Raw genomic sequence first — 11,811 nt, forward strand, 5'->3', positions numbered from 1 at the left:
TTCGGCGTCCGTGTACATGTTCGAAGCACCCGCCCGTGGGACGGAGTGCTCCGTGTGGTTTTACCTACCCTTTTTTCAGCGATGCTCGATCGACTCATTCACTTTTCCATTCACCATAAATTAATCATTGGCCTCTTTACCCTAGGTTTGGTGGCCTGGGGCCTCTACTCGGTGACGCAGCTACCCGTGGACGCGGTGCCCGACATCACCAATAACCAAGTTCAGGTCATTACGCCCAGTCCCTCCTTGGCCGCCCAGGAAGTGGAACAGCTCATCACCTTTCCGGTGGAGCTGACCATGGCCACGATTCCGGACGTGGAAGAGATTCGTTCGTTTTCCCGTTTTGGGCTCTCGGTGGTCACGATCGTCTTCGAAGAAGGCGTCGACATCTACTGGGCCCGCCAGCAGGTCAGCGAGCGGCTGGCCGAGGCGGCCGCCCAGATCCCCGCCGGGGTCAGTCGACCCGCCCTAGCTCCCATCTCCACCGGACTGGGTGAGATCTACCAATACCTGCTGCGGCCCCAACCCGGCTATGAAGCGCAGTATACGGCCATGGAGCTACGCACCTTGCAGGATTGGATCGTACGCCGTGGCCTGCTGGGCACGCCGGGCGTGGCGGACGTGAGCAGCTTCGGGGGTTATTTAAAACAGTACGAAATTGCGGTAGACCCCGCTCGGCTGCGCAGCCTGAACCTGACGTTGCAGGACCTGTTTGCTGCCCTGGAGAAAAACAATCAGAACACCGGGGGCGCCTACATCGACAAAAAGCCCCGGGCGTATTTTATTCGCACCGAGGGATTGGTTGAAAGCCTGGAGGACATCCGTCGCATTGTCGTCAAGCGCCTTCCCAACGGCACGCCGCTGCTCCTGCAGGACGTGGGACAGGTGCGCTTCGGCCACGCGGTCCGCTACGGGGCCATGACGCGCAACACCGACGGCGAAGTAGTGGGGGGCATCGTGCTGATGCTCAAAGGAGCCAACTCTGCGCAGGTCATCCGAGCGGTGAAAGACCGGGTGGCTACCTTGCAGGAGAGCCTGCCGGAGGGGGTGGTGATCGAGCCGTTTCTGGACCGCACCGCGCTGATCAACCGGGCGGTGGGCACGGTCACGAAGAACCTGACGGAAGGAGCCTTGATCGTCATTTTCGTGCTGGTGCTGTTTTTGGGGAACTGGCGCGCCGGCCTGGTCGTGGCTTCCGTCATTCCGCTGGCCCTGTTGTTTGCCCTGGGCCTGATGAACCTGTTCGGCGTTTCGGCCAACCTGATGAGCCTAGGCGCGATCGACTTTGGTCTGATCGTAGACGGCACGGTCATCATCGTCGAAAGCGTGGTGCACCGTATCACGAGCCTGACGGGCCGACAAAAGCTCACCCGTGGGCAAATGGATCAAGAGGTGTACACAGCAGCCTCCCGCATCCGCAGTTCGGCCGCTTTTGGCGAAATCATCATCCTCATCGTCTATCTACCGATCCTGGCGCTGGTCGGCGTCGAAGGCAAAATGTTTCGTCCCATGGCCCAGACGGTCTCCTTTGCCATCCTGGGGGCGTTTCTTCTCTCTCTAACCTACGTACCGATGCTCTCGGCCCTGCTGCTCAGCCGTAAAACCTATCACCGCCGCAACTTCTCCGACCGGATGATGGACGGCTTGCAGCGTGGCTACGACCCGGTACTGGCCTGGGCGCTGCGGCGCAAAGGCGTTGTGGTGGCCGCAGCGGTGGGCCTGTTGGGGGGGAGCCTGTGGGTGTTCAGCGGCCTGGGAGGAGAGTTCATACCCACGCTAGACGAAGGCGACTTTGCCGTGGAGACGCGGGTGCTGACGGGCAGCTCGCTCTCGCAGACGATCGAGGCGTCCCAACAGGCGGCCGCAGTGTTGCTGGAGGAGTTTCCGGACGAAGTCGAGGAGGTGGTAGGCAAAATTGGCTCCAGTGAGATTCCTACGGATCCCATGCCCATCGAAGCCATTGATCTGATGGTCCTCCTGAAAGACAAAGCCACCTGGACCCGTGCGGCCTCTCAAGAGGAACTGGCCGGGCAGATGAACGAAGCGTTGGAAGCGGTACCGGGCGTCACGTTTAGTTTTCAACAGCCTATCCAAATGCGGTTTAACGAACTGATGACGGGGGCCAAACAGGATGTGGTGGTCAAAATCTACGGGGACGATCTGGAGGAGCTCTCCCGGCAAGCGCAGAAGGTCGGTCGTTTGGTACAGCAGGTAGAAGGCGCAGCCGATCTCTACGTCGAACAGGTGACCGGGCTGCCCCAGGTGGTGGTGGACTACCGACGCGAGCAGCTGGCCAAATACGGACTGGACGTGGCGACGGTGAACCGGACCGTGCAGGCGGCCTTTGCCGGGGCCGAGGCGGGAACGGTCTACGAAGGCGACCGCCGTTTTGGGCTGGTGGTCCGACTGCAGGAGGCCGCCCGGCAGGGCATCGAGAACGTAGAGAACCTGTTTGTGGCCACCCCCGACGGGGACCAGATTCCCCTGGCGCAGGTCGCCGATGTCGCGTTCCGGCCCGGTCCCTACCAGATCCAGCGCGACGACACGCGGCGGCGCATCCTGGTGGCCTTCAACGTGCGGGGACGCGACGTGGAGAGTGTAGTCGATGAGCTTCAGCGGCGGGTGAGCGCGCAGATCGACTTTCCGGCCGGCTACTTTGTGACTTACGGAGGACAATTCGAAAACCTGGTCGAGGCCCGCCAGCGGCTCTCGGTGGCTGTACCTGTCGCCCTAGTCCTGATCTTTTTACTTCTCTACTTTACGTTTGGCTCCGTGGCACAATCGCTGCTCATCTTTACGGCGATTCCGCTTTCGGCCATTGGCGGCATCCTGGCCTTGTGGGGGCGGGGCATGCCCTTCAGCATCTCGGCCGGCATCGGGTTTATTGCGCTCTTCGGCGTGGCGGTACTCAACGGCATTGTGCTGATCGGGGAGTTCAACCACCTGCGCGACGAGGGCGTCACCGACCTGTTGGAGCGCGTGCGCGCCGGCACGCGGGTGCGGCTGCGCCCCGTGCTGATGACCGCCTCGGTCGCCTCGCTGGGCTTTCTGCCCATGGCCCTCTCCAGCTCGGCGGGTGCGGAAGTGCAGCGACCCCTGGCCACGGTGGTGATCGGCGGTCTGGTGTCGGCTACGCTGCTGACCTTACTGGTGCTGCCGGTGCTGTATGTCTACTTCGAGCGGGGCTGGGGGCGGGTGAAGGCGGGGCCCGCGGTGGGCGTGTGGCTGCTGGTAGGCCTTGGACTCTCCCTGTGGCCCACCACCAGTCAGGCTCAGGAAAGGGCGGCCGGACCCTACACGCGGGAAGAAGCCATTGCCACGGCCTTGGCGCAAAACGGACAGGTGCGCATCCGCGCCGGAGAGGTGGCCCGACAGCAAGCCCTTCAGCGCACCGCCACGGCCCTGCCCAAAACCGAGATCAGCTTACAGTACGGTCAGTACAACAGCCTGGCGCGGGACAACAACCTGCAAGTGTCCCAACGGTTTCCGTTTCCTACCGTGTGGTCAAGTCGTGCGGCCCTAGCCGGTGCGCAGGTGGAAGCAAGCCAGTACGCGCAAGCCGTTACCGAAAATGAGTTGATCCGCCAGGTGAAGGAAGCCTACAACCAGCTGGCCTACGAACAATCCCGTGGGCAATTGCTTGCCTATCAGGACAGCCTCCTGCAGGCATTTGTCCGAGCGGCACGCGTGCGCTACCGGACGGGAGAGACCAACCTATTGGAGCAAGCCACGGCCGAGTCGGAGGCCGCCCAGCTGCGCACGCGCCTGACCCAGCACCAGGCCGACCTGGTGATCGCCCGCAGCCGGCTGCAGGTACTGCTGCACGAGGAAGCCCCCGTCTACATCACCGCCGACACCCTTTCGCGCCTGACGCCCGACCCGGCGTGGGACACCACGCGGCTGGCAAGCAACCCCACCCTGGCGTACTTCAATCAGCAGGTGGACGTGGCGCGTCGGGAAGAGCAACTGCAACGGGCGCAGCGCTGGCCCGAGCTGACCTTAGGTTATTTTAGCCAGTCACTGATCGGCTTTGAGCCCGGCGACGGCAGCGGACGCTATTATGGTCCCTGGGACCGCTTCACCGGGGTTCAGGTAGGATTGGCCCTGCCCCTGTGGTGGGGGCCCTACCAGGCGGAGGTGAAGGCCGCGGCTTTGCAGCAGCAAGTGGCCCGTGATCAGCAGGCTTATGCGCGCCAGACCCTGACCGGGGACTACCGGCAGGCCCTGCAACAGTTTGCTAAGTTCCGGTCCAGCCTGTCCTATTACGAGGAAAATGCCTTGCCCCAGGCCCGCCTGATCCTGGAGAATGCCCAGCTCAGCTTCCAGACCGGGGCCATTGGCTACGTAGAATTTGTGCAGGCACTGGAGCGGGCGCTGGCCATGCAGATCGATTATCTGGCGCTGCTGCGTCAGTACAACGAATCTATCATCTACTTAGAATTTTTGGGCGGCGCTCGGTAAGCCAAGCCCCCCTGTATCCCCTTCTTATTAAGAACTAGCCCTATGCGTTATCCTGTTATCACCTCATGTTACCTCGGATTTTCCCTTCTGGGGCTCCTCCCGGGGCTCCTCCTGGGGGGGTGTCAGCCCTCCGCTCCCGCGGGCGATCCGCCGTCCGCCTCACCCGTCGAAGAAAACACTGCCTCTCCGCCGGAAACGGCGCGGGTGGAAGTCAGCGCAGCACAGTACCAACACGCCGGCATTCATTTGGGCGGCCTCCAACGGCGTGTCATGAGTCAGACCCTGCCGGTGACGGGGATGGTGGATGTGCCGCCCGAAAACCTGGTAAGCCTTTCGGCGCCGCTGGGTGGTTTTGTCAAGCGTACCGAGCTCTTGCAGGGCATGCGCGTGCGCAAAGGACAGGTGCTGGCCACGCTGGAAAATCCTGAGTTCATCACCCTGCAACAGGACTATTTGGAAAGCAAAAGCCAGCTAACGTACCTCACCCTGGAATACGAGCGGCAGCGCGAACTGCGGCAACAGAATGTGAGTTCGGCCAAGCTGTTCCAGCAAACGACGCAGGACTACGAACGGACCCAGATCCGGGTCGAAGCCCTGGCCGAAAAGCTGGCCCTGATCGGCATTCGGGCCGAGCGTCTGACGCCGGGAAAGATCTCCCGCATGGCGCCGCTCTATTCGCCCATCAATGGATACGTGACCGAGGTACACGTGAACGTGGGCACCTGGGTCAATCCGACCGACGTGCTGTTTGAAATCGCTGATACCGATCACCTCCACGCCGAACTCACGGTTTTTGAACGGGACCTCTCCCGGATTCGACCAGGACAAAAGATTCGTTTTACCCTGCCCAACGAAGACCAGCGGGAGCGGACGGCCACCGTCTACCTGGTGGGCAAAGCGATCGGCGAAGACCGATCGGCCCGCGTCCACGGTCATCTGGACAAAGAAGATAGTGCTCTGCTGCCGGGCATGTACCTGCAGGCCCGTATCGAGATGGGGACCGATTCGGTGCCGGTCTTGCCGCAGGGGGCAGTGGTGACAACGGCCGAGCAAGCGTATGTCTTTGTGCAACGCGGCCGACGCCAGGAGGGGGGGCAGCAGGTATACGATTTTGAACGGATCCCCATCCAGACCGGGGTGTCGGAAGGAGACTATGTACAAGTGGAACTGCCCGACCGGATGGATGCTGCCACGGAATCCATCGTGGTGCAGGGGGCCTACGCGCTCCTCTCCCTGATGGAAAACGGTGAAGAAGAAGGCCACGGGCACTAAGCCATGGAGGCCCTGCTACAGACGCTCCCCTACGCCCTGCTGGCGGCTGCGACGATGGCGGTGGGGGGAATCCTGACGGCGTATGTGCAGCCCAGCCGGTGGATGCGCAGTGCGATCCTTCACTTTGCCGCGGGGGTGATCTTTTCGGTGGTGGGCGTGGAGCTGCTGCCCGACATCACCTCGCGTCACGACCCGTGGTCGGTGGTGATCGGCTTTGGCCTCGGCATCGTGACGATGCTGCTGATTCGGCGCGGGACCAAGCCTGGGGACGCCGCAAGGGCCACCGGCCCAGGCGCGCTCCCGACCGGGCTGCTGTGGGTGGTGGGTGTCGATTTAGTGGTGGATGGCCTGTTGATGGGCATCGGGTTTTCGTCGGGCGCGGAAACCGGAGCGTTGCTGGCTGTAGCGCTCTCTATCGAAATCCTTTCGCTGGGGCTGGCCACCGGCGCCTCGTTGCGGAAGGCGGGGGTGGTCCGGCGGAGCCAGGTGCTGACGTCGCTGGGATTGGCTGGCGTGCTGCTGGTAAGCGCAGGGCTCGGCGCCTGGCTGTTGGAGGACTTGCCGGATCAGCCGCACGAAATTATCCTCTCGTTCGGACTGGCCGCCCTGTTGTTTCTGGTGACCGAAGAGCTGTTGACGGAGGCACACGAAAAAGAGGACACCTTGCTGCTCACCACCGCCTTTTTTGCGGGTTTCCTCTTGTTTCTACTCTTGGGCATGCAGACCTGACCGCTTGCGCACTACTACCATGAAAGAAAAAAAAGACCACGCGACCCGCACCGCCTTTTTTCTTAACCTCGCCTTCACGGTGCTGGAACTCGCCGGAGGCATTCTCTCGGGCAGCATTGCCATCCTGGCTGACTCGCTGCACGACTTGGCCGACAGTTTCTCACTGGGGGCGGGCTGGTACTTTGAGGAAAAGTCGAAGCAGGGAAGCAATGACCGCTACTCGTACGGCTACGCTCGCTTCTCTCTACTAGGGGCCATGATCAACGCGGTGACCTTGCTGTTGGGCTCTATCTACATCGTCTATGAATCGATTCGCCGGCTCCTCAACCCCCAGATGCCGGACGTGTACTGGATGCTGGGCATTTCCGTCGTGGGGATTGCCTTAAACGGCCTCGGCGTCTGGAAGCTAAAATCGGGCAACTCCATGAACCAACAGGTGATGATGATTCACCTGCTGGAAGATGCGCTGGGCTGGATAGCCGTACTTCTGGCCAGTATTGTGCTCCTGTTTGTAGAGATCCCCAGGCTGGACCCCCTTCTGGCCATCGTCATCAACCTCACCGTACTCGTCTTTGTGCTCCGGAAGCTTATCAAAGCGTTACAGATTATGCTCCAGCGAGTGCCCAAAGAGGTCAACCTACCCGAACTGCGCCAGAAAATCCGGTGTCTGACCGGAGTCCAGGACGTCGAGCGGCTGCACGTCTGGTCGCTGACGAAAGAAAAATGGGTGGTCACCGTCACGGTCCACCTGGAGGAAATGACCACGCTCCAGGCAGCCGAGGTGCTGAAACGGCGGATACGCCAGGTCCTGGCCGACTTGCCGATCGAGGTGCTGACCGTGGAGTTGCAATTCAGCCCGCCCTCCGAGGTTTCACGTTAACGTTTACTACAACCCCATGAAAAAACTAAAAATCAAACTTTCTTTGGTCTTACCCGCCGTCCCCGATCAGCGGGATCGGTGCGTTCAGACCCTGCTGTCCCGGTTGCAAGGCCGGGAAGGGCTGGAAAAAGTACACCTGACCGACGAAAAAACCGATGGCCTGCCGCAGCTGTGTTTTCACTACGATCCGGAGGTAATCACCGTGGAACGCATTCAACGCCTGGCCGTGCAGACGGGGGCGTCTGTTCAGGAGAAGTACGGTCACCTCTTACTTGAAGTCGCAGGCATTCGGCATACGCGTCACGCCCGTACAATCGAAGCCAACCTGCAAGCTAGGAAGGGTATCCTGCAAGCGCACGTGTCCGCCTCCGGGATGATCGGACTGGAATACGAAACCGCGACGCTGGAGGAGAAAACAATTCACGCCTGGCTGCCACGCGAAGGGCTCCAACTCCTTGATCCTGCGGTCAGTGTGGACACCTACCTGGAAAAGACGGCCGAAGACCTAGACGTGACGCGGGAACAGCCCTTGCCCTCGGCGGTGCCATCGACCGAAGCCGAGCCTGATCATCCCGCGGGGGAGACGCACCAGGGCGAGGAAGATCCTGCCCATGCGCACGGTGGTGTGTTCGGAAAAAATACCGAGCTGATCTTCTCGCTGGTGTGCGGCGGGATGCTGGGCGTAGGCTTCGGTCTTTCGTTTGTAGCGGGGCTTCCCGCCTGGGTCAGCCTCTCACTCTACCTCGGGGCATATTTCTTCGGCGGTTTTTTTACGGCCAAAGAGGCCGTCGAAACGGTCGCCAAAGGCCACTTCGAGATTGATTTTCTGATGTTGGTGGCCGCCATCGGGGCAGCTATTCTGGGGGAGTGGGCCGAAGGTGCGCTGCTGTTATTTCTTTTTAGTCTGGGCCATGCCCTGGAGCATTATGCCCTGAACAAAGCGCGCAAGTCCATTGCTGCCCTGGCGGAGCTGGCCCCCAAAACCGCCTTACTCAAAAAGAACGGCAAAACAGAAGAGGTAGGCATTGAGCATTTGAGGCTTGGAGATATCATCGTGGTAAAGCCCCATAGTAAAATCTCAGCGGATGGCGTGGTGGTAGGTGGTCAAAGTAGTGTCAACCAGGCTCCCATTACTGGAGAGAGTGTACCGGTGGACAAACAACCGGTGGAGGATCCCGATAAAGACTGGTCACAGGAAAGTGAGATCAAAAACGAAAACCGGGTGTTTTCCGGTACCATAAATGGCAACAACACGCTGGAAATAAAGGTGATCAAGGAGGCGAACGATTCTACACTTTCTCGGCTGGTAAAGCTGGTCAACGAAGCGCAAACCCAGAAATCGCCCACCCAACGCTTCACCGATAAGTTTGAGAAATATTTTGTGCCTTCGGTACTGACTTTGGTCGTGCTTTTGAATCTTGCCTTCTTGGTCGTTGATGAAACTTTTAGCGAAAGCTTTTACCGGGCGATGGCCGTGCTGGTCGCAGCCAGTCCGTGTGCTTTGGCGATTTCCACCCCCAGTGCGGTGCTGAGTGGAGTAGCCCGGGCGGCCAAAAGTGGTGTGCTCATTAAAGGTGGCCGGCCACTGGAAGACCTAGGGGTGCTCACGGCCCTGGCGTTTGACAAAACCGGTACGCTAACGGAAGGCAAGCCGAAACTTACCAGAGTGATCGCCCTGGGTGAAGTGGGCGAAGAAGAGCTGCTGAAAACCGCCATTGCTGTAGAAAATCTCAGCGACCATCCATTGGCTAAAGCCGTGGTGCGCGATGGGAAAGAGCGACTGAAAGATGCTAATATACCCCAGGCCAAAGACCTGGAGGCCGTACTTGGAAAAGGTATCAAAGCCACGTTGAATGGCGATAAGGTGTACATAGGTAATCTGGACTTGTTTGAGTCTTTGGATGATAACAAGCCTTCTCATGACATGGAAGAAAAAGTGAAGTCGTTGGAGTCAGAAGGGAATACTACCATGCTGATCCGGCAAAATGACAGCTACCTCGGTATCATCGCTTTGATGGATACCCCACGAGCGGAAGCAAAAAATACCCTGGAGCGGTTGAAAAAGATCGGGATCAAACGCATGATCATGCTGACCGGAGACAATCAGAAAGTGGCCGATGCAGTAGCGAAAGAAATTGGCCTTACGGATGCTTGGGGAAGTTTGCTGCCGGAAGAAAAAGTAGAGGCAATTAAAGAGTTAAAAGAGAAAGAATCCAAAGTAGCCATGGTGGGTGATGGTGTAAATGATGCCCCAGCCATGGCCAACAGTACAGTAGGCATTGCGATGGGAGCAGCGGGCAGTGATGTAGCCCTGGAAACAGCCGATATTGCTCTGATGGCTGACAAGTTGGAAACATTACCCTTTGCTATTGGGCTAAGTAGGAAGTCAAAGGGAATTATCAAACAAAACCTGTGGATAAGTTTGGGAGTAGTGGCTTTGCTTATTCCAGCAACCATCTTTGGCTTCGCCACTATTGGCATTGCGGTGCTGATTCACGAGGGTTCCACGTTGGTGGTCGTTTTTAATGCTTTACGATTGCTGGCTTATAAGCAATACGATAATTAACCTTTGGATCAAATTGATAAAAAGCCTTTTCAAATATAAATTAGATTGATATGAAGTTAAACACCACCATGCCCAAAAAGCTTAAGCCTTATTTTAAACTAGAGCTGAATGAATATGGCAGGAAATTTAAAGTAGGAGACCTGACGGGTGCCTGGAACCATTTGGAGCGGGCGCATATACTTGGCCAGGCATATCCGTGGCATCACAGCTTCGTGCATTGGAAAATGCTGCTTTTCGGTATTCACATAAAGAATGCTAAGGAGATAGTTGGTCAAATTCCGCGCTTACTCATTGGAGGTGTTAAGTCGTTTGTGGGAAAGATTCCGGTGGGAAACACAGGAGGAGCTAATGTGCCGCCCCTTAAGCCCATGAAAATAGAAGGGGGGTTAAGAACCATATTTAAAAGTGCTGGTATTCATCCGAATACACCATTTCATGAATAAAAGCACATTTAAAATAAGCAAAATGGACTGTCCCGCTGAGGAGCAACTGATCCGCATGAAATTGGAACCTCTCAGTCAGGTAAAGCATCTGGAGTTTGACATTCCGGCACGCAGGCTGGAAGTGTTCCATCAACAGGAAGTACAATCTATACATAAAGCTATCAAGGAGCTAAACCTCAATGATCAACTGGAAGGCACGACGGATGCCGAATTGCCCATGAAGGGGGATGATGCCCATCAACGGAAGATATTATGGTGGGTGCTAGGCATTAATTTCGGGTTTTTTGTAGCCGAAATGACCACCGGGTGGATTTCGAGGTCTATGGGCCTGATAGCCGACTCGCTGGATATGCTGGCAGATTCCATCGTTTATGGTCTAAGTCTTTTTGCGGTAGGAGCGGCTATCTCTCGCAAGAAAAAGGTAGCCAAGATCAGTGGTTATTTTCAGATGGGCTTGGCCCTGCTTGGGTTTTCGGAAGTATTACGCAGATTTTTTACCCAAGGCGAAACGCCGCTGTTCCAGTGGATGATTATTATCTCCCTACTGGCTTTGGCGGGCAACCTTGTTTCCCTATGGCTGATCCAAAAAGCCAAACGTAAGGAAGTTCATATGCAAGCCAGTTGGATTTTTACCAGCAACGATTTGATTGTGAACGGGGGCGTGATTTTGGCGGGGGTGTTCGTCTACCTACTGGATAGTAGGTGGCCTGACCTTTTTGTTGGTGCACTCGTCTTTGGCTTTGTCATGCGGGGGGCCGTACAGATAATAAAAATAGCGAACTAACAGCGGCTTTGGGCACGCGAAGTGTAAGTTCTCTTAAGTGAGCGCCTCAATGGGTTCGTTTAGAACCGGAGGACAACTCTTATCTTATCGCACTAGCACTCATTCGTAGCCCATCATTCTGATTGAACATGAGATTTGGTTGCAACAGGCTTGCTTTCGGTGGTATTGCCGCTAGGGTACATAGAGAGTCTGAAAAGACAAGTGTAGAGGGAGTTTTGTGGACGTTGAATTGTGAACAGGGTTATTGGACCGAACTGGTTCCGAAAATTCGGAAAATTCGCTAGTTGGATGATAAGAGGGTAGAGTCAAGAAAAGGAGGGTATTCTGGGCTTTTATTCGTAACTTATTATCAGGCAGAATCTTACGAGCCATGCTCATCGGTTACGCACGTGTTTCTACAGTTGACCAGCACCTCGACTTGCAGCGGGATGCCTTGCAAAGAGCAGGGTGTCAGAAAATCATTACTGATCAGATGAGTGGTGCACTTGCGCATCGACCGGGCCTGCAACAGCTTAAAGACCTATTGCGGACAGGGTGATACCCTCGTAATCTGGCGACTAGACAGGCTTGGCCGTTCACTCCGCAATCTAATTGAGTGGATGACCTATCTGGAAGGGGAAGGCATTGCGCTGAAGAGTTTGCAGGAGAACATCGATACGTCCACTTCCACCGGTAA

Annotated in this window: 9 protein-coding genes; all 9 read left to right on the plus strand. The window is 57.2% G+C overall.

Going from position 1 to position 11,811, the window contains the following annotated elements:
• Positions 1 to 81: 81 nt before the first annotated feature.
• On the plus strand, positions 82 to 4,461 hold the full coding sequence (locus BLR44_RS28080; RefSeq protein ID WP_089688773.1) for a CusA/CzcA family heavy metal efflux RND transporter: 4,380 nt from the start codon (positions 82 to 84) through the stop codon (positions 4,459 to 4,461).
• 42 nt (positions 4,462 to 4,503) lie between these two features.
• Positions 4,504 to 5,733 (plus strand): efflux RND transporter periplasmic adaptor subunit, encoded by a 1,230-nt coding sequence (locus BLR44_RS28085; RefSeq protein ID WP_089688775.1) that lies wholly within the window; start codon positions 4,504 to 4,506, stop codon positions 5,731 to 5,733.
• Positions 5,734 to 5,736: 3 nt separating this feature from the next.
• Positions 5,737 to 6,462, plus strand: a complete 726-nt coding sequence (locus BLR44_RS28090; RefSeq protein WP_089688777.1) for a ZIP family metal transporter — start codon at positions 5,737 to 5,739, stop codon at positions 6,460 to 6,462.
• Positions 6,463 to 6,481: 19 nt separating this feature from the next.
• On the plus strand, positions 6,482 to 7,342 hold the full coding sequence (locus BLR44_RS28095) for a cation diffusion facilitator family transporter (RefSeq protein WP_089688779.1): 861 nt from the start codon (positions 6,482 to 6,484) through the stop codon (positions 7,340 to 7,342).
• Between the two features lie 16 nt (positions 7,343 to 7,358).
• Positions 7,359 to 9,908 carry a heavy metal translocating P-type ATPase gene (locus tag BLR44_RS28100; RefSeq protein ID WP_089688781.1) on the plus strand — a complete coding sequence of 850 codons (2,550 nt, stop codon included), beginning with the start codon at positions 7,359 to 7,361 and terminating at the stop codon, positions 9,906 to 9,908.
• 50 nt (positions 9,909 to 9,958) lie between these two features.
• Positions 9,959 to 10,351 (plus strand): DUF3703 domain-containing protein, encoded by a 393-nt coding sequence (locus tag BLR44_RS28105; protein WP_089688783.1) that lies wholly within the window; start codon positions 9,959 to 9,961, stop codon positions 10,349 to 10,351.
• Positions 10,344 to 11,135, plus strand: coding sequence for a cation efflux transmembrane domain-containing protein (locus tag BLR44_RS28110; RefSeq protein WP_089688784.1), 792 nt, complete (start codon positions 10,344 to 10,346; stop codon positions 11,133 to 11,135). Before BLR44_RS28105 ends, BLR44_RS28110 begins: the two co-directional genes overlap by 8 nt.
• A 370-nt stretch (positions 11,136 to 11,505) precedes the next feature.
• The gene (locus BLR44_RS29480; protein WP_410493146.1) at positions 11,506 to 11,673 is read left to right on the plus strand and encodes a recombinase family protein; all 168 of its coding nucleotides are present in this window, start codon (positions 11,506 to 11,508) and stop codon (positions 11,671 to 11,673) included.
• The coding region (locus tag BLR44_RS29485; protein ID WP_410493148.1) for a recombinase family protein at positions 11,621 to 11,811 on the plus strand (191 nt) is incomplete at its 3' end. The genes BLR44_RS29480 and BLR44_RS29485, both read left to right, overlap by 53 nt.

The organism is Catalinimonas alkaloidigena, from assembly GCF_900100765.1.
In the GTDB taxonomy this organism is placed as follows: domain Bacteria; phylum Bacteroidota; class Bacteroidia; order Cytophagales; family Flexibacteraceae; genus Mooreia; species Mooreia alkaloidigena.

Bases quoted from the DNA above. Each gene is read 5' to 3' on its own strand.
- BLR44_RS28080 (WP_089688773.1), top strand. From the start codon at position 82: ATGCTCGATCGACTCATTCACTTTTCCATTCACCATAAATTAATCATT.
- BLR44_RS28085 (WP_089688775.1), top strand. From the start codon at position 4,504: ATGCGTTATCCTGTTATCACCTCATGTTACCTCGGATTTTCCCTTCTG.
- BLR44_RS28090 (WP_089688777.1), top strand. From the start codon at position 5,737: ATGGAGGCCCTGCTACAGACGCTCCCCTACGCCCTGCTGGCGGCTGCG.
- BLR44_RS28095 (WP_089688779.1), top strand. From the start codon at position 6,482: ATGAAAGAAAAAAAAGACCACGCGACCCGCACCGCCTTTTTTCTTAAC.
- BLR44_RS28100 (WP_089688781.1), top strand. From the start codon at position 7,359: ATGAAAAAACTAAAAATCAAACTTTCTTTGGTCTTACCCGCCGTCCCC.
- BLR44_RS28105 (WP_089688783.1), top strand. From the start codon at position 9,959: ATGAAGTTAAACACCACCATGCCCAAAAAGCTTAAGCCTTATTTTAAA.
- BLR44_RS28110 (WP_089688784.1), top strand. From the start codon at position 10,344: ATGAATAAAAGCACATTTAAAATAAGCAAAATGGACTGTCCCGCTGAG.
- BLR44_RS29480 (WP_410493146.1), top strand. From the start codon at position 11,506: ATGCTCATCGGTTACGCACGTGTTTCTACAGTTGACCAGCACCTCGAC.